General features: G+C 36.0%; 34 protein-coding genes. 25 read left to right on the forward strand and 9 right to left on the reverse strand.

Annotation, left to right across the window (positions count from 1 at the left end):
• Positions 1-85 precede the first annotated feature (85 nt).
• The 3 genes from TZ94_RS08600 to TZ94_RS08610 are packed head-to-tail and all read right to left on the reverse strand — an operon-like array spanning position 86 to position 3,220.
• A complete protein-coding gene (locus tag TZ94_RS08600) occupies positions 86-1,888 on the reverse strand; it encodes an AAA family ATPase (RefSeq protein WP_045615959.1) in 1,803 nt (600 codons plus the stop codon).
• A 5-nt stretch (positions 1,889-1,893) separates the two neighbouring features.
• A complete protein-coding gene (locus TZ94_RS08605) occupies positions 1,894-2,331 on the reverse strand; it encodes an ABC-three component system middle component 2 (RefSeq protein ID WP_045615961.1) in 438 nt (145 codons plus the stop codon).
• The gene (locus TZ94_RS08610) at positions 2,324-3,220 is read right to left on the reverse strand and encodes an ABC-three component system protein (RefSeq protein ID WP_142321380.1); all 897 of its coding nucleotides are present in this window, start codon (positions 3,218-3,220) and stop codon (positions 2,324-2,326) included. Before TZ94_RS08610 ends, TZ94_RS08605 begins: the two co-directional genes overlap by 8 nt.
• 422 nt (positions 3,221-3,642) lie before the next feature.
• On the opposite strand from TZ94_RS08610, the gene TZ94_RS08615 reads away from it, so the two are divergent.
• Positions 3,643-4,242: a hypothetical protein gene (locus TZ94_RS08615; RefSeq protein WP_045615966.1), complete on the forward strand. Its 600-nt coding sequence runs from the start codon at positions 3,643-3,645 to the stop codon at positions 4,240-4,242.
• A gap of 40 nt (positions 4,243-4,282) precedes the next feature.
• On the opposite strand, the gene TZ94_RS08620 is transcribed toward TZ94_RS08615, so the two are convergent.
• From TZ94_RS08620 to TZ94_RS10125, 6 genes are all read right to left on the reverse strand, one after another.
• On the reverse strand, positions 4,283-6,238 hold the full coding sequence (locus TZ94_RS08620) for a DNA polymerase (RefSeq protein WP_045615969.1): 1,956 nt from the start codon (positions 6,236-6,238) through the stop codon (positions 4,283-4,285).
• Between the two features lie 171 nt (positions 6,239-6,409).
• Complete coding sequence (locus tag TZ94_RS09980) at positions 6,410-6,553, reverse strand: hypothetical protein (RefSeq protein ID WP_162837936.1); 144 nt, start codon at positions 6,551-6,553, stop codon at positions 6,410-6,412.
• Between the two features lie 17 nt (positions 6,554-6,570).
• Positions 6,571-7,116 carry a DUF2815 family protein gene (locus tag TZ94_RS08625; protein WP_000208941.1) on the reverse strand — a complete coding sequence of 182 codons (546 nt, stop codon included), beginning with the start codon at positions 7,114-7,116 and terminating at the stop codon, positions 6,571-6,573.
• A 4-nt stretch (positions 7,117-7,120) separates the two neighbouring features.
• Positions 7,121-8,242, reverse strand: coding sequence for a DUF2800 domain-containing protein (locus TZ94_RS08630; RefSeq protein ID WP_045616181.1), 1,122 nt, complete (start codon positions 8,240-8,242; stop codon positions 7,121-7,123).
• Positions 8,235-8,552, reverse strand: coding sequence for a hypothetical protein (locus TZ94_RS08635; RefSeq protein WP_045615974.1), 318 nt, complete (start codon positions 8,550-8,552; stop codon positions 8,235-8,237). Before TZ94_RS08635 ends, TZ94_RS08630 begins: the two co-directional genes overlap by 8 nt.
• Positions 8,527-8,661 (reverse strand): hypothetical protein, encoded by a 135-nt coding sequence (locus tag TZ94_RS10125; protein ID WP_257994450.1) that lies wholly within the window; start codon positions 8,659-8,661, stop codon positions 8,527-8,529. The genes TZ94_RS08635 and TZ94_RS10125 overlap by 26 nt, the downstream gene beginning before the upstream one ends.
• A 307-nt stretch (positions 8,662-8,968) precedes the next feature.
• Between TZ94_RS10125 and TZ94_RS08640 the strand changes: the two genes are divergently transcribed.
• From TZ94_RS08640 to TZ94_RS08755, 24 genes are all read left to right on the forward strand, one after another.
• Complete coding sequence (locus TZ94_RS08640; RefSeq protein ID WP_045615976.1) at positions 8,969-11,254, forward strand: phage/plasmid primase, P4 family; 2,286 nt, start codon at positions 8,969-8,971, stop codon at positions 11,252-11,254.
• Positions 11,255-11,533: 279 nt separating this feature from the next.
• Positions 11,534-11,815, forward strand: coding sequence for a VRR-NUC domain-containing protein (locus TZ94_RS08645; protein WP_045615979.1), 282 nt, complete (start codon positions 11,534-11,536; stop codon positions 11,813-11,815).
• Positions 11,796-13,163, forward strand: coding sequence for a DEAD/DEAH box helicase (locus tag TZ94_RS08650; protein WP_045615981.1), 1,368 nt, complete (start codon positions 11,796-11,798; stop codon positions 13,161-13,163). The genes TZ94_RS08645 and TZ94_RS08650 overlap by 20 nt, the downstream gene beginning before the upstream one ends.
• A 1-nt stretch (position 13,164) precedes the next feature.
• On the forward strand, positions 13,165-13,647 hold the full coding sequence (locus TZ94_RS08655) for a hypothetical protein (protein WP_045615983.1): 483 nt from the start codon (positions 13,165-13,167) through the stop codon (positions 13,645-13,647).
• Between the two features lie 185 nt (positions 13,648-13,832).
• Positions 13,833-14,060: a DUF7678 domain-containing protein gene (locus TZ94_RS08660; RefSeq protein WP_045615984.1), complete on the forward strand. Its 228-nt coding sequence runs from the start codon at positions 13,833-13,835 to the stop codon at positions 14,058-14,060.
• A gap of 56 nt (positions 14,061-14,116) precedes the next feature.
• On the forward strand, positions 14,117-14,311 hold the full coding sequence (locus TZ94_RS08665; protein WP_045615985.1) for a DUF6900 domain-containing protein: 195 nt from the start codon (positions 14,117-14,119) through the stop codon (positions 14,309-14,311).
• Between the two features lie 50 nt (positions 14,312-14,361).
• Positions 14,362-15,399, forward strand: coding sequence for a methionine adenosyltransferase (gene metK, locus TZ94_RS08670; protein WP_045615987.1), 1,038 nt, complete (start codon positions 14,362-14,364; stop codon positions 15,397-15,399).
• A 1-nt stretch (position 15,400) separates the two neighbouring features.
• Complete coding sequence (locus TZ94_RS08675; RefSeq protein ID WP_045615988.1) at positions 15,401-15,766, forward strand: HNH endonuclease; 366 nt, start codon at positions 15,401-15,403, stop codon at positions 15,764-15,766.
• A 262-nt stretch (positions 15,767-16,028) separates the two neighbouring features.
• The gene (locus tag TZ94_RS08680; protein ID WP_045615990.1) at positions 16,029-16,460 is read left to right on the forward strand and encodes a zinc-finger protein; all 432 of its coding nucleotides are present in this window, start codon (positions 16,029-16,031) and stop codon (positions 16,458-16,460) included.
• Between the two features lies 1 nt (position 16,461).
• On the forward strand, positions 16,462-17,718 hold the full coding sequence (locus TZ94_RS08685; protein ID WP_045615992.1) for a site-specific DNA-methyltransferase: 1,257 nt from the start codon (positions 16,462-16,464) through the stop codon (positions 17,716-17,718).
• Positions 17,715-18,896, forward strand: coding sequence for a DNA cytosine methyltransferase (locus TZ94_RS08690; protein ID WP_045615994.1), 1,182 nt, complete (start codon positions 17,715-17,717; stop codon positions 18,894-18,896). The genes TZ94_RS08685 and TZ94_RS08690 overlap by 4 nt, the downstream gene beginning before the upstream one ends.
• 51 nt (positions 18,897-18,947) lie before the next feature.
• Positions 18,948-19,160, forward strand: coding sequence for a DUF4314 domain-containing protein (locus tag TZ94_RS08695; protein WP_045615995.1), 213 nt, complete (start codon positions 18,948-18,950; stop codon positions 19,158-19,160).
• Positions 19,161-19,162: 2 nt separating this feature from the next.
• Entirely contained in the window at positions 19,163-19,393 is a 231-nt protein-coding gene (locus TZ94_RS08700) for a hypothetical protein (protein ID WP_045615996.1), read from the forward strand.
• A 44-nt stretch (positions 19,394-19,437) separates the two neighbouring features.
• Entirely contained in the window at positions 19,438-19,911 is a 474-nt protein-coding gene (locus TZ94_RS08705; RefSeq protein ID WP_001007670.1) for a phage terminase small subunit P27 family, read from the forward strand.
• Positions 19,908-21,500: a terminase large subunit gene (locus TZ94_RS08710; RefSeq protein ID WP_045615997.1), complete on the forward strand. Its 1,593-nt coding sequence runs from the start codon at positions 19,908-19,910 to the stop codon at positions 21,498-21,500. Before TZ94_RS08705 ends, TZ94_RS08710 begins: the two co-directional genes overlap by 4 nt.
• 65 nt (positions 21,501-21,565) lie before the next feature.
• Positions 21,566-21,859, forward strand: coding sequence for a type II toxin-antitoxin system RelB/ParD family antitoxin (locus TZ94_RS08715; RefSeq protein ID WP_045615998.1), 294 nt, complete (start codon positions 21,566-21,568; stop codon positions 21,857-21,859).
• Positions 21,852-22,190, forward strand: a complete 339-nt coding sequence (locus TZ94_RS08720; protein ID WP_045615999.1) for a type II toxin-antitoxin system RelE/ParE family toxin — start codon at positions 21,852-21,854, stop codon at positions 22,188-22,190. The genes TZ94_RS08715 and TZ94_RS08720 overlap by 8 nt, the downstream gene beginning before the upstream one ends.
• A 69-nt stretch (positions 22,191-22,259) precedes the next feature.
• Positions 22,260-23,546 carry a phage portal protein gene (locus TZ94_RS08725; protein ID WP_045616000.1) on the forward strand — a complete coding sequence of 429 codons (1,287 nt, stop codon included), beginning with the start codon at positions 22,260-22,262 and terminating at the stop codon, positions 23,544-23,546.
• Positions 23,539-24,237 (forward strand): head maturation protease, ClpP-related, encoded by a 699-nt coding sequence (locus tag TZ94_RS08730; protein ID WP_045616001.1) that lies wholly within the window; start codon positions 23,539-23,541, stop codon positions 24,235-24,237. The genes TZ94_RS08725 and TZ94_RS08730 overlap by 8 nt, the downstream gene beginning before the upstream one ends.
• Before the next feature lie 18 nt (positions 24,238-24,255).
• Positions 24,256-25,461: a phage major capsid protein gene (locus tag TZ94_RS08735; RefSeq protein ID WP_045616002.1), complete on the forward strand. Its 1,206-nt coding sequence runs from the start codon at positions 24,256-24,258 to the stop codon at positions 25,459-25,461.
• 2 nt (positions 25,462-25,463) lie between these two features.
• Positions 25,464-25,721 (forward strand): head-tail connector protein, encoded by a 258-nt coding sequence (locus TZ94_RS08740; protein WP_006153583.1) that lies wholly within the window; start codon positions 25,464-25,466, stop codon positions 25,719-25,721.
• The gene (locus TZ94_RS08745) at positions 25,721-26,074 is read left to right on the forward strand and encodes a phage head completion protein (protein WP_045616004.1); all 354 of its coding nucleotides are present in this window, start codon (positions 25,721-25,723) and stop codon (positions 26,072-26,074) included. Before TZ94_RS08740 ends, TZ94_RS08745 begins: the two co-directional genes overlap by 1 nt.
• Positions 26,052-26,420, forward strand: coding sequence for an HK97 gp10 family phage protein (locus tag TZ94_RS08750; RefSeq protein ID WP_045616005.1), 369 nt, complete (start codon positions 26,052-26,054; stop codon positions 26,418-26,420). Before TZ94_RS08745 ends, TZ94_RS08750 begins: the two co-directional genes overlap by 23 nt.
• Positions 26,421-26,427: 7 nt before the next feature.
• Positions 26,428-26,754 carry a hypothetical protein gene (locus TZ94_RS08755; protein ID WP_045616006.1) on the forward strand — a complete coding sequence of 109 codons (327 nt, stop codon included), beginning with the start codon at positions 26,428-26,430 and terminating at the stop codon, positions 26,752-26,754.
• Position 26,755: the final 1 nt, after the last annotated feature.

Genomic DNA, 26,755 nt, shown 5'->3' on the forward strand with positions numbered 1-26,755 from the left:
AAGTTCCTCAAAAATGATTAATATATTTTAGTTATAACTAGCTTAATAGTTGCTTTTTTATAGAATTGGTACTTGTTTATTCAAATCATTGTTCATCATCAACCCCATTCAGGAAACCATAGCGCCCATAGCTATGATTTTTTGTAAATTCAATATAATTAATGTCATTATAATTAAGCTTTGGTAGATTTCTAGAGTTTTCAATGACGATTAGTTGTCCTTCGTAAGCTGAAGACTTAAAGTATTCAAATAAGGCAATTTGCATACTTTCTGGAGTATCATTTTTTTCCCCTTCATCTAAGCCTAGTAGAGGAGTATCAAAAATGTAGAAGAATGGTTTATATTGAGCCTGTTGAGAGAATATTTTTCTTAAAGCTAAAACTACAACAGTATTTAAATATGCAATAAAACCTTTACCATATCGGGCAATCTTCTTCTCATTCATTAGCGTAATATCAAATTCTTTCCTATCAAAACGACTAAAGCTGGCTTTGTCAAAAGCACACTCAGCTAGGATTGATTGTATATTTTTAGTCATATACTGCCAAAACTGAGCTGGGTATTCGTCTTTGGGAAGATACTCGACTTTTTCATTCTTCTCATTTTCTAAATCATCAATATCTTGAGACCAATTTTCTACCAATTTATTTATAGTTTCAATATCACTTTTTGTTTTGATGTATGATTTATACTGCTGAATTCTATAGGAAAGTTTTTTCTCATCAGGTAGCAAGATATTATCAATTTCAGCTGAAATCATTTTCTTTTGCTGTTCAAGATTAGTTTTTGACTCTAATAGTACTGAAATATTTTGTTGTAAATCAGTATTCGTTTTATTTAGAGTTTCAATTTTACTAATTAAAGTGGTCAATTCCTCACTGAAAGAGTCAAGATGATGCTCCAATGAATCTTGATTGATGTGATTATTACAGACGGGACATAAAGCTGAGTCTGCTACATTTGCTAATTCATTGTGTGACTCTACAATAAACGATAATCTATTGAAGTCAGATTGATATTGACTTGAAAGTTCATTGAAACGATTGAGTAATACGGATTTCTCAGATAGTTCAGAATCAATTTTTGCAATTTGCTGCAGTAGATTTTCATGTTTTGAATTTGTACTAGTGAGAGTATTTCGCAAGTTATGTAACTTTTCTGATAGTTGATCAATTTCAGTTTCAATATCTATGACTGATTTTTGGTCTAATTCTTTTGCTAGTCGATTGTGATGCTCATTAAACTGGATTATCTTTGAGCTAATATAGTTTTTTACAGAGTCATGTCGTATTTTTCTTTCTTCGGCTGATTCTTGTTTCTTGATTTCAGAAAAATCTTTTCCATAAAGCAAGTAAAGAAGTGCTGATAGGTAAGCTGTTCGTTGGTTTGGCATCTGAGGTAGTAAAATTGATGTAGGACGATTCATATCATTTTCATGAATTATCCAAGAATTTATAAAGGTTCTAACCCCAAGTTTTTGTGTCTTAAAGTTTTTATTTTTAACCACTGTAACTGGAGGAGTAATTCCAAAAACTTGAAGCCAGACATTACTTATTGGCTCTTTGTTTTTACTCTTGTTTTTTGAGTAGTATTCCCCTGAAAGAATACTTGGAAGTGTAGATTCAACAATAATGGTATCTTCTTCGAGGTTTCGACTTAAAATAACTAGACTATCGTCAACTGAAATTTCTAAAGTAATGGTATTGTAGTGTGTTGAAGGAGAAAAAGGGAGAGAAGAGCTACCAGTAAGATAGTCGATGCACTTAACAATGCAGGTTTTCCCGACATTGGAAGGTCCTGTGATAATGTTAAGTCCTTTATTAAAATTTATTTCAGATTTTTTATGTATTCCAGTTACAGTTAACTTTTTCAAGTAAGATGCTTCCATAATAATCATTCCTTATTTAGAATATGTTCATGAGTAAATGCGAGCAATTCTAAATCACTCATATTTTTTAAAGTATTGTAGATGCTATTGGTAACTACCTTATAGGAACTAGCAAAATCAGAATTCAGTTTGTCGACTAAATCTTGACCTTTTTGAGTTATAGAAATTTTACCTATTTTCCCTTCATCTAATCTTATAAGATGTTTTGATACCAATAGTAGAATCGCTTTTTTTACTTTTTCATGCCTGACAGTCAATTGTACTGAAGAATAAATGCTATCTCCATACAGGTTGATTTCACTAAATTTGAAATCCTTAGCATATAAGCTTAAAAAATTAATTAACCAAAGTCTATCGAGTGATAGGCTTTTTTTATTTAGGCAATTAATTGTGATTAAACATTGCATAGCTACTTCTGAAGTAGTATCAAATATATTATTCATTATCATCTACCCAGTTAAATTTGCCATCGTTTACTAGTGAATGACAAAGACCTTTCTTTTCAGAGTTACCAATGAAGTTCTGGATTTGTGTTATCTCAGGTTTTGAAAATGAAACCGTTGTGATATGTTTGAGTGTTTCAGTAACTTTTTTGAATGAAGTTTTGTAATCTTCAAACAGTATATCACTAATTGAATCATAGGTTTCTTGCTTTAGTAGTGCAATTTGTTGTTCACTATCTTTAAAGCCGTCTCTAATAGCCCGTAATACATAATCAGCGTTGAAGAAATTCACTCTTTGATCATGTAAGTGATTTCTGTACTTTTGGGGGAGATTTTGGACATTGTAATAATCTGTTTTTGGATTACCATCATTTTCAGAGTATGCAATTAAAAGTTGCTTACTGTAAACATCTTCAAATTCAACTAGAGAATCAGGAATAGGTCCTTTTTCTGGTAACTGAAGATACTGTGAGCCGATAACTATTTTTCCATTTTCATAACGGACTTTTGTAATTTCAATTTCACCAACAGATGGCAGTTCTTTTTTAAAAGTTTGGATACCTACTTTTCCTTGCAAAAAATTAAGAAAAAGTTGAGCACAAATTTCAGAAATTTCCAGTTCAGAATCATCTGTATAGAGCCCATATTGATGTAAGGTATCAGCTAGTCTATCAATGGTGTCGACTGTTAATTGATTTTCTATATGAGTTGTAAGAGCAGAGAGCTGAATAATTTTGATAAGCTTGTTAGCTTTATTCTTAGATATTGTATTGCCGGATGGCGAGAAATACCTATTAATTGTATCGGGCGCCAAATTGGAGAGGGGATTATCATCAGGATTCTCGATTGAATTTTCAATTAGTGTATTGAGAAATTCACTTTTCGACATCTCTCCCCCTATGTTGACGTATAGCAAATTAAGGAATTCTGCAAATTGCACTTATTATCACCTCCTTTTTTCCGATAGTATCCGAAAGCCTCCGAAACCATACGAGGTTAAACTTACAAATAAAGTATACTTTGTAATGTAAACCTCTCCCTAGATATAGATTTATTTACTAATAATTATATCAGAAAAATAAGGTTTTGTAATTTTATAATGAGTGCGTTTACAAAGTTACTATACAACCGAAACCTTGCCCTTGATCACGGCCTCTGACTTCAAAGGTGGAAGTTGTGAATAGCAGTTCAGTCTGTGAAGTCGACTGACCATGATTTAGCAAAGGAAATGCTGATGTGGTCAGAAATAAAATTTAATAGTTTTTTTGGCATGAGTTATTCCTTTGTGAACGAAGGAATAGGTGACAAGACATGCCAATTAATGAACAACAACGCAATTCAAAATACACTCCAGATCGCTATAAAAGTGAAAAGCCATATAACGATGTACCTTGTGAACCTAATCAAGTTCTCGCTCCTTTCGTCATTAGAGACAAAGAGATGCGACAGAGCAAAGATATCAACCCTAACAACTTAAAAACATTTAAGTTTTCAGGAAAATCTGTACTTGTAGGTTTTGTACCAGTTAATATTGAGGACTTTTACAATGTCGTAAAAATCTTTAATATGGATGTTAAGGAGTATCTTAATCGTTATACGAAATGTAATGACTTATCTTTAGATGAGATATTGGATAAAATGTCTAGTAACGAAGAAGTAGGTTTCGATCCAACTGGAGTAGACTCTCACGAAGAGATTATTATGATGTTAGAAACAATTAGTGAACTGATTGAAGAAGTAGAACGTCGAAATAAGAAATATGGTCAAATCCTAAGACTTATTTATGAGAATATGGATATCGCAAAACAAGATATTATTTCTACACTTGGAATGAAAAAGACTCAAGGTTATGCAGCTATTAAGAAAGCTCAAGCAATGGCCAAGGAAGTCTATAGAGAATTAAATCAATAATAAAAGAAGTCCGCTATCCTATCAAGGATGCGGATTTTCTTTAGTCTTTTTGATAGAAGTAACATTCATACCCTTCAGCTCGTAGATTGATGTCTCTCATCCAGATTGGAGAAATGGACATTTGATTAGATATTTCATCTAGACTTTGCTTTGGCAAGCACTCGATGATAAGCTCATCGTGAATATGGCCAACGATTTTCTTGTCGTTTAGTTGTTTTATCGAATGGGCTAGTATATCTCGACTAATTCCTTGAACGATGTTTTCTACAAACTTTGGGCCATAACTTTTCAATCTTTCCCATCGTTTTGCAGAACCGGTTCCTTCATAAGTTACCGATTCCCCTCCAAATTGATTCTCTCCAATTCTTGGTTTCACATAAGCTAATCTACGCCCAGATGGGAGAGTAATAAATAACATTCCTTTTTCAACACTGAATAGAATTCCATGACTTTCCGTTTCGGTTTGTTCCTTGATAGCAGTCTTGACAGCCTTATCGATATCCCACCACAGTAGAACGATGTTAGGATTGGCTGATCGCCAAGAATCAACAAGAGGTTGTAGTTCTTTTTCAGCTAATCCCATCTCAATAGCTCCCATTGCTTTAAGAGCGCCCACAGAACCACCGTATCCTAGAGCCAGCTCTGCAATTTTTCCCTTTTGACGTAAGTGTGCATTAACTCCATGTTTCTCCACTGGGACTTGGAACATTTTACTGGCACTGGCACAGTAAATATCTTCTCCTCTATTAAAAACTTTAGTTCTCCACGTTTCACCTGCTAGATGGGAGAGGACACGAGCTTCAATAGCAGAAAAGTCGCTAACAATAAATTTCTTATCTTTACTAGGTATAAAAGATGTTCGAATAAGCTGTGACAGTGTGTCTTGAACATCGTAGAGAAATTCAACAGTATCACTATCTCCAGTCTTAAAGAGTATTCTGGCTTCATTTATGTCTGTTAAGTGGTTTTGTGGTAGGTTTTGAAGTTGTACTAATCTTCCAGCCCATCGCCCAGTACGATTTGCTCCATAGAATTGGAACATCCCTCTTACTCGTTCATCTTTACAAACACAATTCATTATTGTCTGATATTTGGATACACTTGATTTTGCTGCTTGCTGACGTAATTTTAGAACCCTTGCAGTTTTTTCATCAACTTTTTGTAAAAGGTTATTTACGGTCTTTTTATCGAGTGAATCTGTTTCAATATTGTGCTCACGTAACCAACCAATCATCTGTAGAACGGAGTTGGGATTTTCAAGACCTGTTAAGGTTTTCAATTCTTCTTGGATTTTTGCTTTACTCTCTGCATCAATTTTGATAGCTGACTGGACAAAGTCAACATCAACTCCTATACCGTAGTCATTGATATTCTGATCAAGGTGGTACTCATCCCAGACAAAGTCAGGAACTGGGAAGTTTTGCAACCTCTTTTTGATTGCTAGTTCAACTTCTACATCTCGTTTATTATATTCGATGAAATTTTTCCATTTCTCTGGCGCGTGATTTTCATAATTACGTGTTCGACCACCATTTATTTTTGTGGGTTTACAAGGAAGGCAGAAGTAGCGAATTAATTCCCTCCCAACTTTTAGTTTTTGTTCACTAAGTTTAAGAATCGTACCTACACCTTCAAGTGACAAGGGCAATCCCAAATAAGCAGACCAAATCATGCTACATCGCCAAGAGTTTGGTGATAAAAAGCTCTCGTTAAGTAAGGTAGGGTAATGTTTCTTAATCCAATTAGACAGACAAATGCGTTCAAATGTTGCATTGAAAGCCCATTTAATGACTGTATCATCAATTAAGGCTTGTAGGATAAGATTTGGTAGTTTATCCTTAGTCAGATCATAAACAATTACAGGAGCATTATTGATAGATACTGCTATAAGAAGGATTTCAAAAGATTCATCTTCCGCATATCGATAGACTCCAGTTTTCTGTAGGTCTACATCACAGTAAGTTTCTATGTCTACTGATAGTTCTTTAATTTGCATAATTCATCCTTTCATAAAAAGGTGGCATAAAGAACTGCCACCATGTTTTAGTGTTTATTTCTGCGACTAAAGAATCGTTCTCTCTCATATCTGATGTCATTGCGAATACTAACATATAAAAGATGGCTGAGTAAAGCGATTGTGAGACAAGATGCAACAGTCCATAGAAATTCAATTATTGTCATTTGTATTCACCATTTTTTGTTTTCTCTCTTTTTCTGATCGGATATCATCTCGAATTGTCATAAATGCAGCATATAGTCCAGTAAACAGCCAAACAGCCATTAAGATAGTCATAAAAATTGAAAAAATCATCGTTCACATCTCCTTTATTAATTCAAAAAGTCATCATCGTCTGTAGCAAAGTCATCTTCAGCACTTGTACGACCTCCTAGAGGCTCACCATCGCGCAATTTTTGGAGGTTATTAAGACCGCAAGCAATTCCCTTATTTCCGTTTGAATTGAAAGCGTAGAAGGAGATACTGGCACGTCCATAGATACCGGAATATAACTCTGAAGTATCAATAATTTCTTGACGATTAGCATCAACAATACCAGGTTTATGTGGAGAGTTCGCATTTACGAAGTAGGCATTGCGATAAGCTTCATCATCAGGACGTTCCAAGTCGCCATCACGAAGTGGAGTTTTCAAAACTTCTAGGGATGGAACAGATTTTCCGTTGCCTTTTAGTTTAGATTCGCCTTCTTTGTAGGCCTGCTCAATTGCTGCTTTAATTTTATCAATAGTTTGGACATCATCTTTTGAAATGATGAGTGACACGCTATACTTTGGTTTACCACCATTAATAGCCTTTGGTTCATTAGCGTTTAAATAACTGAAACGTGTATCTTTACCTGTAATAACTTTTGTTGTCATAAGTTTAGTCCTCTTTAAAATCTGTTTTTGCTAAGTTCATTTCTTGACGATTATCATCAATTGGAACGAGTGTAGGTTTTCCAATTGGTTTTATAATTAGATTACCAAGAAGCTCATTAAAGGCTTGTTTTCCAAGCAGTTTAGTCATCCCAGTAATGTTCAGTAGTTTCTTTTCGTAGGGGTCAAATCCTGCAGCAGTTACTGTTTGAATTACTTTATTTTCATCTGAGAATTTTCGAATAGAACGTCCTTCAACTAGCTTGTAACCTGGGATTGTATGGCCATTTGTAGCTAGATTTAAAGCATGATGCTTAACATCGTTAGCCCATGTTATCAATAGTTCAATTTTGGGTAAAATCTCCGATATATCTTTATTACTGAGAGTAGCAGGATCAACAAATTCCATCTTGGCAAGTTCTAGATTATCTTCTGCACGCTTGCGGCAGATGCTTTTTATTTTGCAGAACTGGCAGTGTTTTCCTGATTTCATTTCTCCCTCACCCCTGAAAGCTAGTTCAGCTTTAGGAGATAGTTCAGTTTCAGCCCAGTGAAGTAGTTTTTCTTTGTCCATTTCAAATGTTGAGACATTATTCTTTCGTGGTTGGAAAATAGTCATTGTCACTTTATCAAAACTGTATAAGTCTTCAAACATTTCCAAAGCACCTATTGCATAGCACATCATTTGGGGGTTATGGTCAGCATCAACCAGTACACCGAGACCGTGTTTATAATCGATGATTTGTAGCAAACCATCAGCCACAATAATACAGTCTCCTGTTCCAAAACCTTCTGGAACCCATTTTGAGAAATCTAGTCGCTGTTCAACAAGAACGGTTGGATCTCTAGAATATGTTTTTGCGATTTCTATCTGTTCAACTACATAGTTCCGATATTCTTCTGCGCAATGTTGCATTTCCTCGTTATAGAAAGTTAAGTTTTCAGTAGGATCACGCGCCTTACGTCCAAGTGCAGTTTCAACTAAATAGGCACACAACTCATGGGCATCTGTTCCTTCCAAAGCATACGTTGATACCTTATCTTCTAGTTTTTCGGTTAATCTTACTGATGGTGGACAATTTAGCCATCTATGAGAAGCAGAAGCGGATAATACAGCATGATTAGTCAATACCAATACCTCCAGCTTCTTCCATTAAAGCTGAGTAGTTTTTAGGATCTAATTTTGAAAGTGAATCAGCACCATAAGCTTTTAACAAAGCTCGAATCTCATTTTTAAATCCTTCACTAGCTTTTGTAGCAAGCACACCACGAAGTTCTTCGAGAGTAACATGTCTTGGTTCTTCCATAACTTTTTCGTGACTTGAAGAAGTGTTTTCCTTAGATAGTAGTTCTTGAAATTCTTCTATAATTCTTAACTGGCACTTTGCTGATTCCTTCATTTCATTTAATAAGTCATTCAGTTGTTTCATTTTGCTCATATTGTTCGTCCTCCTTGATTTTTTTAGCTAGTTGTTTTGAGATAACACTGATGGCAGTTAGTGTATCTACTAATTGTTCATCGTGTTCAATCAATTGTTCTTTTGTCATTTCACATCCTCCTATCTTTATAGGTAAGAATCACTTTATAATTTCCGGATTTTAAAAAATATTTTTCTATTTGATTTCTAATTCTTACACCTGTATAGGTAAAAAGAGATGATTGAATTCCGGTTTTTTCAAAAATTAATAAAAAATTTAAAACAAAGAAAACTCTCCCTTTGACATAAAAAGGAAGAGTAATTTTTTTTTTGAAATAAATTTCTACTGAACCGGAAAATAGCAGGCAATTTTTACCTATAAAAGTAGAAAGAGAAATAGACTCTCAATTTATTAGCAGATTAAGGAGGAGTTGCGGATGCAATTTTCGTTATATCATTCTGGAAAGACAGGTATCCAAACAAGTACTGTATATCCCAATGAAGTCAGAATAACAGATGACAAATCATTATTGAATACAGTTCAATACGATCATGTAGGTGCAGAGTTTACCAATCATACTCGCTCAAACTCAAATTTTATAAAATCAGATGTTATTGTCATGGATATTGATAATGACAAGACTGATAACCCTAACGAGTGGGTTACAGAAGAGAACATTAAAGAAATCTTTATTGATTATGACTTTGCTCTAGTTACTAGCCGAAATCATATGTTGTCTAAGGGTGCCATGATAGCACGTCCAAAATTTCATATTTATTTCCCAATTAAAGAAACGAACGATAGGGAGGCTTATGTAGCTATGAAAGAAGAGCTCACGAATAGGTATCAATTTTTTGATGATAATGCAAAAGATGCAGCAAGGTTCTTCTTTGGCAATCCGAATGCAAAAGTCATATGGAATGATTCCTGGATGACTATCGACGAAGGTTTACTTCAACTTAATTCTATAGAGCTAGAAGAAGATTTTGATGCTGACTTATATAGACCACCTAAAGGACCTATCGCTGAGGGAAGTCGAAATTCAACCATGTCAGTTTTTGCGGCTAAAATTCTTAAAAGATTAGGAGTTACACAAGAAGCAAGAAGTGGTTTTGATGAGCAGGCATCTAGATGTGAACCGCCATTAGAAAAATCTGAACTAGATACAATCTGGGGAAGTGCAGTTCGATTTTACAATAAGACTATTAAAGCTTCAGATGATTATATTTCACCAGATAGTTTCAATAGGCCTTCTTTAAAACCGGATGATTTTTCTGATATCGGAGAAGCCGGAGTATTAGCTAGAGAGTATGGCGATGTTTTAGCTTATACAAATGCGACAGACTATTTAACTTTTAATGGTCAGTATTGGAAAGAAGATAAACAATTGGCCATAGGAAAGGTTCTTGAGTTTATGGACTTTCAACTAGCAGATGCTCTTAAACAATACGAAAAGTCCGTTATAGAGTTAGTCAACTCCGGAATTGATGAATCAGTAGTTCGTGAAGGTGGTAAAGCTCTTGCTAAAGTGATTGAAACACCGATTCAACAAAAACTTCATTCTATTTATCTTTCCTCAAAATCTTATTATCAGTTTGTTATGAAACGAAGAGATTATCGCTATATTACTGCGACTCATAATACTGCAAAACCAATGCTAGCCATTGATTTATCAGAACTTGATAAGGACGATATGTTGCTCAATACTCCTAACGCTACCTACAACTTAAGAAATGGACTTAGGGATTACCATGAACATGACCCAAAAGACTACATCACTAAGATAACCACTGTTTCTCCAGGTGATGAAGGCTTGGGATTATGGAAGGAAACTTTAGCTACTTTTTTCTGTAATGACCAGGAGTTGATTGATTATGTACAGGAAATCATCGGTATGACAGCAATCGGAAAAGTCTATCAAGAACATATGATTATCGCTTATGGCGGAGGAGCAAATGGGAAATCAACCTTTTGGAATACAATCGCTAGAGTACTTGGAAGCTATTCTGGCAAATTATCTGCAGATGCTTTAACCATGAATAATAAACGAAATGTGAGTCCAGAACTTGCTGAGTTAAAAGGGAAACGACTTGTAATAGCTTCTGAAATGGCAGAAGGAATGAGATTGAATACTGCAGTTGTGAAACAAATTACCTCAACTGACGAAATTCAAGCAGAAAAGAAGTATAAGGATCCATTCCATTTTGTTCCATCTCATACGCTGGTACTTTATACGAATCATTTACCAAAAGTTGGAGCGAACGACGATGGAACTTGGCGACGTTTGGTTGTTATTCCATTTAATGCCAAAATTACTGGCCGTTCAGATATTAAGAATTTTGCGGATTATCTGTACGATAACGCTGGATCAGCAATTTTATCGTGGATTATTGAAGGAGCGGAAAAAGCCATCAAAGCAAATTTTAAAACATCAGTTCCAAAAGCAGTAACAAATTCTGTCAAATCCTACCGTGAAGCTAATGACTGGTTGGGGCATTTCATCAATGAAAGTTGTGAAGTGGGAGAAAAATTAAGTGAGAAATCAGGAGAACTGTACAGTAAATATCGTGCATATTGCCTTCAAAATTTAGAATACACACGAAGTACAACCGATTTCTATGCTGCACTTAATCAAGCCGGTTATGAACGAAAGCGAACTAATAAAGGGAATTTTATTATGGGGTTAACATTAAAAGCTGATGACGATGATTTTCTAAACTAATGACTTACACAAGTGAGGGTATATCTCCACTAGATTTTAAATCAAGTGTTTTTGGAGTGTAAGTCGTTGAAGTATTCAGTGAAAAATAATTTATGAAGTATGGTCAAAAAGTTTATGGATTAAGTTCCACGACTTCCATTTCTTTGTTTAGTGTAAGTCAATGATGGTCTTTTCTAAAACTATCTCTATAGGAAATTTAACTAAGAAAAAGTATATAAGGAAAGTTTAGGAAATGACCTCATTAGACCTCCACCATTTAAATCTGATGAGAGGACAAGAATGAGAGAAAAAGTGATTGAACAAAAGTTAGCAAGCGAGGTTTTAAAGCGTGGTGGTATCTGTCCAAAGTGGGTATCACCTTCCTTTTCAGGAGTACCTGACCGACTGGTATTCTTACCCAATGGCAAGTTTGGTTTGGTGGAAGTAAAAGCACCTAATCAACATCCTAGAGCTTTGCAGGTGTCACGGCATAAGCTATTTGAACGTTTAGGATTTCGAGTCTATGTTTTAGATAATAAGAAAGATATTGAGGGGATATTGGATGAAATTGAAACTGCATGACTATCAAGAAGTCACCAAAGACTTCATCATAAAAACTCCTTATGCAGCAGTCATTTTAGACATGGGGATGGGAAAAACAGCTACAACCTTATCAGCTATTAATGAACTGATGTTTGATCGCTATGAAATTCATAAAGTACTGGTGATTGCTCCGCTTAGAGTCGCAAATACAGTATGGAGTGACGAAATAGAGCAGTGGCAAGGACTGTCTCATTTGAGATATTCAAAAATTATAGGCAGTCCCAAACAACGACAAGAAGCACTACAAAAAGATGCGGATATCTACATCGTAAATCGTGAAAACATCCCTTGGTTAGTTGAACAGTGTCATCCTCATTTCAAGTGGGATATGATTGTCATTGATGAATTAAGTTCATTCAAATCATGGCAATCAAAACGTTTTAAAGCTTTTATGGCTATGCGCCCCTACATGAAACGAGTGGTAGGTTTAACAGGCACACCGAGTTCCAACGGATTGATGGATTTGTTTGCGGAGTTCAAAGTCATAGATGGTGGTGTCCGTTTGGGACGTTTTATTGGAGAATATCGAAGTCGTTATTTTAGAGAGGGACGTAGAAATGGAAATGTCGTTTATGAATATATTCCAATGGACTATGCAGAGTGTCAAATCTTTGACAAGATTGATGACATCACAATTTCTATGAGAGCGATGGATTATCTACAAATGCCAACATTAATCTCAACGAAAAAATCAGTCCATCTAACAAATGCAGAAGCAAAAAAATATAAAGAGTTTAAAAAGGAATCTGTTATTTCTGATTCTAACGAAATTGAAGTAACGGCAGCAAATGCTGCTAGTTTATCCAATAAACTGGTTCAAATGGCAAATGGTGCAGTTTATTCTGATGATCATAGAATTATCAAGTTACATGATCAAAAACTAGATGCACTTGAAGATATTATCGAAGCAGCAAATGGAGAACCTGTGTTGGTTGCTTATTGGTTCAAGCATGATTTACTTCGTATTCAAGAACGATTGAACAAGCTTAGGGTTAAAAGTACAGTTCTTAAAAGTGAAACTGATATTCATGAATGGAATAAAGGGAACATCACTGTTGGTTTGCTACACCCAGCTAGTGCAGGACATGGTCTAAATTTACAAAAGGGAGGTCATCACTTAGTGTGGTTTGGGTTAACTTGGTCTCTTGAACTTTACCAACAAACAAATGCTAGACTTTGGCGTCAAGGGCAACAATCAAACACAGTCATTATCCAACATATTGTAACGGAAGGTACAATTGATGATGATATTCTAAAAGCTTTAACTGCCAAGGACGCACAACAATCACGTTTGATTGAAGCAGTAAAAGCACAAGTAGGAGGATGATATGGATAAAGTAGACTACTATTTTCAACACTATCAAGATGCAAAAAGAGATTTAACAATTGCAAAGAACTTGATTGAAAACTATAAACCCATTTCAGAAGATGCTTTTCTCTATTCTCTTGCTACTAGACAGACAAATGAAGAACGTGTTAAGACGAGTAAAACTAATGTTAGGACAGAAAATATGGCTCTATCTTTTCATGATAAGTTCTTAGCAGAGGAAAGAGAATATCAGGAGTCATTGTTTGAAAAGTACTGTCATTTAAAAACCGATCTCGATTTCTTTGAACTTGCTGTTTCTTCTGTTGATGAAATTATGAGAGATGTAGTAGTTGATTTAGTCTTAGCTGGATTGACATGGGATGAGTTACTACCTAAGCATAATGTTTCTAGAATGACAGTTAGTCGATATAGACAAAAAGCCTTAAAACAAGTAAAAGAATATTACCGTTTCGCAGGAAAAACCTTGAGTATAAATGGATAATGATACTAGGGTGTTACTAAGGTGGTACTACCCTGTTACTAAGTTGTTACTAAGATGGTACTGCTTTTTAAAAATGACTGTGATATACTTAAGATGTCAAAAAAGATAAAAAATCTGCTAATTTCACTGGATAAAATTATGGTTCTACGGTAATATACACCTAGAAAAACAAGAGGAGAAGAACCATGTGGACTAGAGGTCAGATTCATTATCACGAACAAATAGTTGATTACATAGCAAAAGTCAGTGACCAACCATCAGATGTAGGTATTGATTTAGGATGTGTATTCAAATTAGAGGTTGAGGTTGCTGAAAAGACTATCATTTCTTATGACAGAGGATGGGATATCTACCCAGAATCTGATGAACAGGAAGCTATACTTGAAGTGGTTTTGAAAGCTTTAAAAGTTTAAAAATATCTTTAAAATAATGCACAAATGACTGGATATATCCCGATTTTAGAGGTAATATGATTACAACAAAAAAGAAAGAGTATAAAACCATGAAGAAAGAGGATATTTTAACAAAAATCGCAAAAAATAGAATTGGCGCTGAAACGCTAGAAACGAGAAATAGCGACAGCCTTGACTTTTATGACATCAGCGTTTGGGCATTGAAAGAAATGCTTGAACAAGCCTATGAAGCAGGTAGAAAAGCAAAATAAAAAAAACAGAGCCTTACCCAAATGGGAAGGCTTTTTGCGTGGAGGAAAGAATGATTATTACGAGTGAACAAGTATCTAATGGCCATCCAGATAAAATTTGTGACCAGATTTCAGATGCAGTTCTAATAGTTTGTTTAGAACAAGATAAGAATAGCAGGGTTGCAGTAGAAACTCTTATCAAAGATAATCATATAGTGGTTGCTGGTGAAATGAAAACAACAGCCTTATTTGATTTAAAAACTGTTGTTCGAAATGTCGTTAAACCACTAGGAATGGATAATATCATTGTGACGAATCTTATCGGATTACAAAGTGATGATATTTCTCAAGGTGTTGATACAGGAGGTGCTGGAGACCAAGGGATGATGTATGGCTATGCAACTGATGAAACTGACGAATACTTACCACTTCCATACGTTTTAGCAACTCGTGTTCTTGAGAATCTTATGGAACTTCAGCATCCGCTCTTAGGGAAAGATACTAAGGCACAGGTTTCTTATGATTATGACAATAAAAGAATTACAACATTCTTAGTATCAATTCAGCATAGCGATGAAATGACAATTGAGAATTTAAGAGTAATTGTTAAAGAATCTATGATGAAAATTGCTAAACGGTATAGACAAAACCTTGATTTTAATATTTTAGTGAATCCCACTGGTCGTTTCGTTCTTGGTGGTTCTTATGCAGATGCTGGAGTTACTGGAAGAAAAATTATCGCTGATACCTATGGTGGATTTGCGCATCATGGTGGTGGTGCATTTTCAGGAAAGGATCCAAGTAAAGTGGATCGCTCAGGAGCTTATATGGCACGTAAGATTGCAAAAGACATCGTTCGTGAAGGATATGCTAAACGATGCGAAGTTCAATTAGCATACGCTATAGGGGTCGCAGAACCGGTTTCTATTCATGTAGAAACATTTGGGACAAGTAAGTATACGAGCAAACAATTGGTAGGAATGATTAGAGAACGGTACGATTTAACACCGAAAGGGATTATCAAGGAGTTGGATCTTCTAAACGTAGACTACACTCAATCTACATGTTTTGGACATTTTACGAAATCAACTTTTCCTTGGGAGCAGTAAGATGCCACGTAGACCAAGAACACCCTGCAAGCAGAATGGTTGTCCAAACCTTGTGACCTATGGAAACAAGTACTGCTATGACCACAAGACTAACCACGCACTTGACGCCAAGACAACTAAAGCTAAAGGTTACAATGCACGGTGGAATAAGGCACGGATTCGTTACTTAAAGCTCAATCCTCTCTGTGTTTACTGTCAAAGAGAGGGACGACTGGCCAAGGCAACAGTGGTTGACCATATCACTCCCCACCGAGGTGACCAAGAACTTTTTTGGAATCAATCTAACTGGCAAGCCCTTTGTAAATCTTGTCATGATAGAAAGACCAAGACGACTGATAGATATGTGGAATATACCTATCGGTTTTAATATTGTAGATTCGTACTAAAAGTATTTATTTTTTTCTCTCTGGGGTAGGGGGGATAAAATCTCTAACCCCTTGTCTGTAAAAGACCGACGCCCCCTTAAACGTAAAATTTCGCAAAATTGATAGGGTGGGATATAAAAATCAATTCAAAATAGTAAAGAATCCAGTAAGAATATAGAATTAAGTGAGTGTTATTTTCGTAAATTCGTTTAAATTTAGGTACGAAAATAACCTTATTTTTTAGTATAAAAGTGAGGAACAGGTATGAATAACTTTCAACGAGAACAAATTTGGTTACTTAGGAAAAATGGTTTAGGATACGGTGAAGTTTCTAAAGTAATTGGTTTATCTAAAGACTCTGTTAAGAAGTATTGTAAAAGACATCCTGAGTTAAAGGGACAAGGAACATTACCGTATTTGATGGTTGAGAAACGAGTTCAAGATGGTACAAACTGTCCTCAATGTTTTCAACCTATGGTTCCTAATAAAACTGGACGACCGAAGAAATTTTGCTCAGATAGGTGCAGAATAAATTGGTGGAAAAATCATCAAGAGGAGCATGATAAGGAACAAACTGCATATGAAGAAATGACTTGCCAGTGTTGTGGTAGGTCATTTTTATCTTATGCCAATCCCAATAGAAAGTATTGTAGCCATGCCTGCTACATACAGATAAGATTTTACAAAGGAGTCTAAAATGACGAAGCAACCAACAATGGAAATAAAAGAACTTCCTCTGAAAGAATTAAAGCCTGCAGCTTATAATCCTCGAAAGAAACTGAAAAAAGGGGATAAAGAATATGAAAAAATTAAAAAGTCGCTTCTTAAGTTTGGATATGTTGATCCTATTATTGTCAATGAAGATTTAACTGTAATTGGTGGTCATCAACGCTTGACAGTTCTTAAAGACTTAGACTATGAAACTGCTAAGTGCGTCATCGTTGATTTACCCAAAGAAGATGAGAAAGCATTGAACATTGCACTCAATAAGATTACAGGTCAATGGGATGAAGCTCTCTTAGCGGACTTACTTTTGGATTTACAGGAGTCTGATTTCAATCTAGACCTTACTGGTTTTGAGCCACCAGAGATTGATGACATCCTCTCAAATGTCCATGACAAGGAGTTGTCTGAAGATGAGTTTGATGTGGAAGAAGAATTGAAGAAACCAACGGTATCAAGACATGGGGACATTTGGCAATTGGGAAAACATAGAGTCATTTGTGGTGATTCTACAAAAGCTGAAACCTATAAGCAGTTGCTAGATGATAGGAAAGCTAATTTAGTAGTAACGGACCCACCTTATAATGTGGACGTTGAAGAGACGGCTGGGAAAATCCTAAATGATAATATGTCTGACGGAGACTTCTATCAGTTTCTCCTTTCTATGTTTACTCAAGTAGAAAATCACATGGAAGATGATGCGTCTATCTATGTTTTTCATGCAGATACGGAAGGACTCAACTTCCGTAAAGCTTTTAAAGATGCTGGTTTCTATTTGAGTGGGTGTTGCATCTGGAAAAAGAACTCACTTGTATTAGGTCGTAGCCCATATCAATGGCAACATGAACCTTGTTTATATGGGTGGAAGAAAAAAGGAAAGCATCAATGGTTTAGTGATCGGAAGCAAACTACCATTTGGGAATATGACCGTCCTAAGTCTAGTAAAGACCACCCAACCATGAAACCAATTCAACTTATGGCTTACCCTATTCAAAACTCTTCTATGCGTGGAACAATAGTTTTAGATCCATTTTTAGGTTCTGGTTCTACTTTAATAGCTGCAGATCAGACTGGACGTGTTTGTTATGGAATAGAGCTGGATGAAAAGTTTGTGGATGTCATTGTTAAACGCTATATAGAAGTTACAGGCGATACTGAAGTAACCGTACAACGTAATCATGAGGTTTTAACTTATAACCAAGTGTTAAAGGAGTTGGAGGAACAAGTATGACATTAACGTTTCTAGATTTCTTTTCCGGAGTTGGTGGCTTTCGACATGGGCTAGAATTAGCAGGAATGAAGTGTATAGGATTTTGCGAAAAAGATAAGTTTGCACGCAAATCTTATGAAGCAATGTATGATACGAAAGGAGAATGGTTTCATGACGATATCACAACAATCGATTCAACACGATTACCAAAAGCAGATCTCTGGTGTGCGGGAAGCCCTTGTCAAAATGTGTCTATCGCAGGGAAACGAGCCGGCCTATACGGTGAGCGAAGTGGACTCTTTTTTACATTTGTTGAACTCATCAAAAGCCAAAAAGAAGAAGATAAACCCGAATGGGTTCTCCTTGAAAATGTTAAAGGACTTTTATCAAGTGGTGGGGGACGAGATTATCTCGACTATCTCTCTATCTTGGATGAATCAGGGTATGACCTTGAGTGGCAAGTGTTTAACTCAAAAGATTACGGAGTACCACAAAATAGAGAACGCATCTATACTATCGGACATCTTAGAAGAAAAGGTCGACGACAAGTACTACCTATCAGCAGAGAAAGCAGTAGCCATCTTAAGCAACTTGTAGGCGGTATGCAAAGCTACCGTGTCTACGACCCTAGTGGTATTGCAACAACACTTGTTGGAGAGGGTGGGGGACTAGGAGCTAAGACAGGTCTTTATCTGATTGACCAATCACTAACTGAACCAAAGTTAACTGAAGAAGCAAGATGTATAACTGCTCGTTATACTGCTGGTGCGACAAAGCGAACAGCAATGAACTCTGGAGTGCTTGAGGTCCAACCAATTTTGACACAAGGTATCAAGGTTAGGAACGGAACAAAGCAAGGTTACCAATTGGCGGAGGTTGGTGACTCGGTTGATCTTTCTTATCCAAGTTCATTAACGAGAAGGGCAAGAGTAGGGAGAGGAATAGCTCACAACGTTTCATGTAGCTGCCAGATGGGTGCCGTAGTTTGGAATGGTCGTGCTGTCAAAATTAGAAGACTTACTCCAAAAGAGTGTTTCAGACTTCAAGGTTTCAGTGATGACTTATTTGAAAAGGCAAAAGCTGTAAATTCTGATGCACAACTCTATAAACAAGCAGGAAACGGAGTCACAGTACCAGTTGTTTATGCTATTGGTTGTGCCATATTATCTTCAAAAATATCATCAGAAATAACTGGATAAAAATGAACTTTAGAGTTAATATGTACTAAACAAAAGAGAAGAGGTTGTATTATGGATGACTTAAAAGTAAAGACTTTGAAATCATTGTATCCAAATGGAACTCGAGTCAAATTACTCGAAATGGAGGATCCATTTGCACCACCTATAGGTACTCTCGGTACGGTAATTGGTGTTGATGATATTGGTTCAATTTTAGTAAGTTGGGATAACGGACAAAGTTTAAATGTACTTTACGGGATTGATAAAATAATGAAATTGAGATAGTTATGTGGGAAATGATAACTAGAGAATTCAATGGTCGGCACTATCATATTGAGTTTCTTAGGGAATACAGTACTTATGATCGACATATTGATGGAGCTTGGATAGCAATCCTAAAAATTAAACGAAATAAAGAAATAGTTTTTCATTATGAATATGGTAAAATCACTGACCGAATGGATGATTTTGATAAAATTATCTATCAAGAAATAGTGGATACATACAATAAATTATAATTTGGAACTCGATGTGAGTTCTTTTTATTTTAGGAGGTGAATTAGTGGCAATTAGAGGACGTAAACCGAAACCTACAAATTTAAAAGTTCTAGAAGGTAATCCTGGTAAACGGCCTCTCCCAACGAATGAAGTAAAACCTCAAAAGAAGGCTCCACGTTGCCCCCAGTGGCTTGAAGAAGATGCTAAGAGGGAATGGAAGCGGATGGGAAAAATATTGGAACAAATGGGATTACTGACGGAAATGGATATGACTGCATTTGCAGGTTATTGTCAAGCTTACGCACGGTGGAAAGAAGCAGAGGAGTTTTTATCAAAACATGGTTCTATCTTAAAGACACCAAATGGGTATTTACAGCAAGTTCCACAAGTTTCAATTAGTCAAACTAATTTAAAAATCATGCTGAAGTTTTGTGAACAATTTGGTCTAACCCCATCCGCTAGGAATCGTTTAGCTACTATGGATTCAGAGGTTGGTAACGGTGACGAAATGGAAGATTTGTTGGGAGGTTTACTATGACTTTTCATTATGAACCAACTCCTTTTATGCTAGCTACATCACATTATGATAAAAGTAAGGCTGATAGAGCAGTGACTTTTATTCAAAACCTTTGTCATACTAAAGGAAAATGGGCAGGTCAGAAGTTTATACTTTTACCTTGGCAGGAACAGATAGTACGAGATATATTTGGGATTGTTAAAGAAGATGGGAATAGACAATTTCTAACTGCTTATATTGAAATTCCAAAAAAGAATGGGAAGAGTGAACTAGCAGCAGCAATCGCTCTTTATCTCCTTTATGCAGATAATGAAGCTAGTGCAGAAGTTTATGGTGCTGCATGCGATCGAAATCAAGCCTCTATTGTATTCGATGTAGCAAAACAAATGGTACTAATGAGTCGACCTTTAGAGAAACGTTCAAAAATTATGGGAGCTACGAAACGAATTGTTAACTACTCTAATGCAGGTTTCTATCAAGTTTTATCCGCTGAGACTGGTACAAAACATGGTCTCAATGTTTCAGGACTCGTGTTTGACGAAATTCATGCGCAACCCAATCGCCACCTTTATGATGTCTTAACTAAAGGTTCAGGAGATGCACGAGAACAACCCTTATTTTTCATCATTACTACTGCAGGAACAGATAAGAATTCAATTTGTTACGAGTTACACACAAAAGCACTTGATATTTTAAACAGCAGAAAGAAAGATACATCTTTTTATCCTATCGTTTATGGTTTATCTGATGAAGAGGACTGGAATGACGAAAGTAACTGGTTAAAAGCTAATCCGTCATTAGGTCATACCATTGGCTTAGACCGTGTCAGAGAAGCATATAAACAAGCACTTGATAATCCTGCTGAAGAAAATGTATTCAAGCAACTACGGCTAAATATGTGGACAAATTCTACAGTTGCTTGGATTCCAGAACATGTATACAACAAAGGGGATGCACCAATCAATTTTGAAAGTTTGAAAGGTCGTGGGTGTTATGCAGGACTAGACTTGTCAAGTACATCCGATATCACAGCCTTTGTCTTAGTTTTTCCACCTAGGAATGAACTAGAAAATTACATCATTCTACCCTATTTCTGGTTACCAAAAGATACTCTTGAACTTCGTTGTCGTAGAGATCATGTTTTGTATGATGTATGGGAACGGCAAGGTTATCTAAAGACGACAGAGGGTAATGTTGTTCATTATGGCTTTATAGAGAAGTTCATTGAGGAATTATCAAAGCTATACAATATAAAAGAAATCGCCTATGATAGATGGAACGCCACACAAATGGTGCAGAATTTAGAAGATATGGGACTGACGATGATTCCTTTTGGTCAGGGGTACAAGGATATGAGTCCACCGTCAAAGGAATTATTCAAACTTATGATGGAAGGTCGTATACAACACGGAGGACAACCTGTTTTAAAATGGATGTCGCAAAACGTAGTTATGCGCCAAGACCCTGCAGGCAATATCAAACCAGATAAAGAGAAATCAATTGAAAAAATCGATGGAATTGTTGCTCTTATAATGGGGATTGATAGATGTATTAGACACCAAAATAATGATAGTAGTATTTATGATGAGCGAGGAATACTAAGCTTTTAGTTGAATTCTAAATCTAAAGATGATACAATGTATTTACAAAACATCTTTACAAAGAGGTATTAATCATGGCAAGTACTCAACCTGTTAATTTTAGAGCAGATTCGACTTTTTACCAACAAACGAAAGAAATCTTAGCTGATGAAAAGTTAACCCTGTCAGATATCTTTAATGCTGCACTTCGTAAAATTGCGACAGGTGCAGTTGATCCCAAAGAGTTCGTATTTAGTGATTCACAAGAGACTCAATATCAGGTTGCTTTTGAAGATTTGAAAAAGGAAATCTTGTTGGGCCATCAAGAAATTGAGCAAGGGAAACTAACGTCTTTAGCAGATGTAAGAAAGGAATTTGGACTTGAGTAATCATAAACGTTACCATGTTTCTCTTACGGATCAAGCTAAGAAAGACTTGAGAGAAATACATGATTATATTGTACTGAATTTTTATAGCCAGCAATCTGCCGATAGTAAATTAGACCTTATTTTAACGGCACTAGAAACTTTAGAAACATTTCCAGAAGCATGTCCTTTGGTATCGAGTCGAGGTTACGGTGAATTAACAGATGACGGAAAACGTTACCGATATATGCCAATTGAAAACTACTTAGCTTTTTATTATATCGAGAAATATGAGGTTTATGTCTCTAGAATTTTAAATTCCAAGCAGAATTGGGCTAAGTTATTCAATAAGTAAATTCAATTATAATTTGTAGAGCATCTCATAAATGAGGTGCTTTTATTGTGCTCAAAAATGGAGGATTAGATGGGATTTTTAGATTTTATTGGAAGAAAAAGATCACGAGATAAACCGCATAATAGCTATGAGGGGCAGGACTTTTCCTATCTCTTTGGACGAACTTCTAGTGGTGAAAATGTCGATGAATTTAAAGCAATGCAGACAACAGCCGTTTATGCTTGTGTGAGAATATTAGCTGAAGCTGTCGCTTCTCTACCCATTCATATATACGAAAGAACATCTAATGGGAGAGAGAAAAAATTTGAACACCCTCTATATTTCTTACTTCATGATGAACCAAATCCAGAGATGTCTTCTTTTGTCTTTCGTGAAACTTTGATGACTCATCTTTTGATATGGGGCAATGCCTATATTCAAATCATAAGGGATAAGAGCGGTCAGGTTATCAGTTTGTATCCTTTGTTACCAGATAAAATGTCAGTACATCGTGATGAAAATGGGAAACTTTACTACAAATATCAACGTCAGACCGAAGAAAATCCAAATTTCAGGGATAAAGGCAGTGTTATTTTAAAACAAGAAGATGTCCTTCACATTCCCGGACTTGGTTTTGATGGATTGATTGGCTATTCTCCCATCGCATTAGCAAAGAACGCAATTGGAATGACCTTGGCTACAGAGAATTACGGAGCATCATTCTTTAAAAATGGTGCAAATCCAGGTGGTGTATTGGAACATCCAGGGATTTTGAAGGATCCAAAAAGAGTACGTGATTCTTGGAATGCGGTTTATAACGGTGTCACAAATTCACATAAAGTTGCAGTTCTAGAAGAAGGGATGAAGTACACTCAAATAGGCATTCCGCCAGAAGAAGCGCAATTCTTACAGACTCGGAAGTTTCAAATCAATGAGATTGCACGTTTGTATAGGATACCACCACATATGATTGGTGATTTAGAAAAATCTTCATTTTCAAATATCGAGCAACAATCACTAGAGTTTGTTAAATACACATTAGACCCTTGGGTAGTTCGTTTAGAACAGGCCTTCAAGAGGTCTCTTTTTTTGCCTGAAGAAAAGAAGAAGTACTTTGTTAAGTTCAATGTAGATGGTTTATTACGTGGAGATTATCAAAGTCGTATGAGTGGATATGCTATTGCAAGACAGAATGGCTGGCTATCTACAAATGATATTCGAGAACTTGAAGATTTAAATCTTTTAACAGATGAAGAAGGAGGAAACCTTTATTTAATTAACGGAAATATGACTAAATTAAAAGATGCTGGTGGTTTTATGACAAAAGAGGTAATTGAACAACCTCAAGAAAAACCAAAGGAGGAAGAAGATGCGTAAATTTTGGATTTTTTCAGACGAAGGGAATATTCGTACTCTTCGTATTGAAGGACAGATTGCTGATGAAACATGGTTTGGAGATGAAGTGACTCCACAACTCTTTAAGAATGATTTAAATGCAGGAAAAGGTGATATCACCCTCTGGATTAATAGTCCAGGGGGTGATGTTTTTGCCGCCGCACAGATCTATAACATGCTGATGGATTACAAGGGAAATGTACATGTCATTATTGATGGCCTTGCTGCTAGTGCTGCCAGTGTCATTGCCATGGCTGGAACAACAGTATCCATGAGTCCTGTTGCAATGATGATGATTCACAATCCATGGACAATTGCACAAGGTGAAGCAAAGGATATGGAAAAGGTCATTGAAATGTTGGGGGAAATCAAAGAGTCCATTGTTAATGCTTATGAGTTAAGAACAGGATTATCTAGGGCAAGAATCTCACATTTAATGGATTCTGAATCATGGTTTAATGCAAAAAAAGCAGTTGAACTTGGCTTTGCGGACAAGATTTTATTCGGTAAAGATGAGCCTAAAGAAGAGCTAGAACTTAGCAGTTATTCATTTAGTAGAGGCACTGCGGATCATAACCTTGTTGTTAAACTTCAAGCCGAACTTGATAGTTTCAAACCTTTACCAACTACTCCTCTCAATCAGTTAAGAAAACGATTAGATTTATTGAAATAATGAAAGGAAAACTAACCTATGTCTAAATTACTTGAATTAAAAGAAAAACGAAATCAAGCTTGGGAACAAGCAAAAACTTTCCTAGACTCAGTGCGAACTGAAGATGGTTTAGTCTCAGAAGAAGATTCTCAACGCTATGATGAAATGGAAAGTAAAATCAATCGCTATAATCAAGAAATTGCTCGCTTAGAACGACAAGAAAAGATTGATCTAGAACTTGCTCAACCAACTTCTCAGGCTTTGACAAGACAGCCTACCACTGTCTTAAAAGATAGTGAGGTAGAAGATGAGAAGAAGGGAACTAAGTCTGATGTCTACTCCAAAACCTTTTGGACGAATGTCCGTAAGCGTAACTTCTTTGATGTTAAGGATGTTCTTCGTGTTGGAGAAGATACAGAGGGTGGCCATTTAGTACCTGATGAGTATGAGAAAAAACTAGTTCAAGGTCTTCAAGAAGAGAATTTCTTCCGAAGTCTAGCAACCGTCATTAAAACATCAAGTGGAGAGCGGAAGATTCCAGTTGTTACAGGGCATGGAACTGCGTCATGGATGGATGAAAATGGACTTTATCCTGAAACTGATGAGACATTTGGTCAAGTAACACTTGATTCACATAAGATTGGAACAGCTATTCGAATCTCAGAAGAATTGTTAAATGACTCAGTATTTGATTTAGAATCCTATATGACTAGTGAGTTTGCACGACGTATTGGTACAGAAGAAGAGAAATCATTCCTTATTGGAGATGGCTCAAAGAAACCAACAGGAATCTTTACGCAAGCAAATGTTACTGGTCCTACAACGACGACTAAAGACATTACGTTTGATGACATGATTGAATTGTATCATTCTCTTCCTGCTCCGTATCGTAAAAATGCAGTATGGATTCTTCATGATACAACTGTCAAAGCAATTCGTAAACTGAAAGACAATAACGGAAATTATATTTGGCAACCGTCTACACAAGCTGGACAACCAGATTTAATTCTTAACCGTCCATACTATACATCTACCTTTGCACCTCTCCCTGAACAGGGGAATAAAGCCATTGCATTTGGAGATTTCTCATATTACTGGATTGCAGACCGCCAAGGACGTACTTTTAAACGTCTCAATGAACTTTATGCTAATAATGGTCAAATTGGTTTTCTTGCATCTCAACGTGTTGATGGGAAATTAGTATTACCAGAAGCAGTAAAAATTTTAACTGTGAAAGCAAAATAATCATGATAAGTCTAGAAGAAGCAAAACTTTACCTTAAGGTAGAAAACACAGATGAAGATGACTTGATTACGCAATTGATTGATACGAGTAAAAAACTCTGTGAAGAAACATTAAGGCAGAATACTTACAGTGAGGTTCTAAGAATGGCAATCCTGTATGGGGTTGCCTATCTTTATGAACACCGTGAAACAGCTAATTATAAAGAGTTAAAACAAATGTTATATCACCTACTATTAGCTGATAGGAAGGATATTTTTTGATGAAAATCGCTCCGTTACGTGACCGTCTTACATTTGAAGTGCGTAAAATTGTGGTTGATGAAATTGGAAATGAATCTTCAATTTGGAACACGGTTTTCCAAAGATGGTGTTCTAGTCGCCCATTGACCTTGACAGAAAATGAGGGGAGTGTGTCTAAACTCCTTTATAACAAAATTCAATTTACACTAAGGTACGACAAAGCGGTACTAAATCTAAGTTCATTAAAAACTAGGATAAAGTACAGAGACGCCTACTTTACGGTAGATTCAATTGATGGTGATAGCGTTCCTAGGCAATTGATTTATATTGTAGCAACTAAGGAGAATGACTATGAACAGGATAGGAATGGATGAGTTGGAAAAAGTAATTGATCAAGAGTTGGGTGATTACATTAAAGAGACGACATCTGCAATGCGAGAGGTAGTAGAAGAAGTAACAGATAGTGCTGTAGATACTTTAAAGATCTCTTCTCCACGAAAAACTGGTAAGTATGCACGAGGTTGGAAAAGTAAGTCAACAAGTGACAGTCCTACAGGCTTAACAAAAACCATTCATAACCGAACACCAGGCTTAACTCATCTCCTAGAAAATGGTCACGCTAAACAAAATGGTGGTCGAGTAGAAGGGCAAAAACATATTGAAATCGTTGAAAAAAGTGCCGTTAAGTCACTTGAAGATAGGCTGAGACAAAGATTGTGAGGATTTCATGACATTAAAAGATTTCTATAACATTTTAATAAAATCAAAGTTGCCAGTAGCTTATCATCATTTTGAAGAAGGAAGAAGTCCAGCTCCACCATTTATTGTATATCTTGTTAAGGACTCTGAAAATACTGGAGCTGATAATTGGAGCTATCATAAGACTCTTAATCTTCAAGTGGAACTATATACCTTAAAGAAGGACTTAGGAATCGAAACTAAGATGGATGACTTATTTGATAGTCATTCAATTTTTTTTGACAAAGTAGAGACTTATATCTCAACTGAAAAACTCTATCAAATTACATATTACATTTCATTAAACGGAGGATAGT

This window comes from Streptococcus infantis, assembly GCF_000960085.1.
Classification (GTDB): Bacteria; Bacillota; Bacilli; order Lactobacillales; family Streptococcaceae; genus Streptococcus; species Streptococcus infantis_C.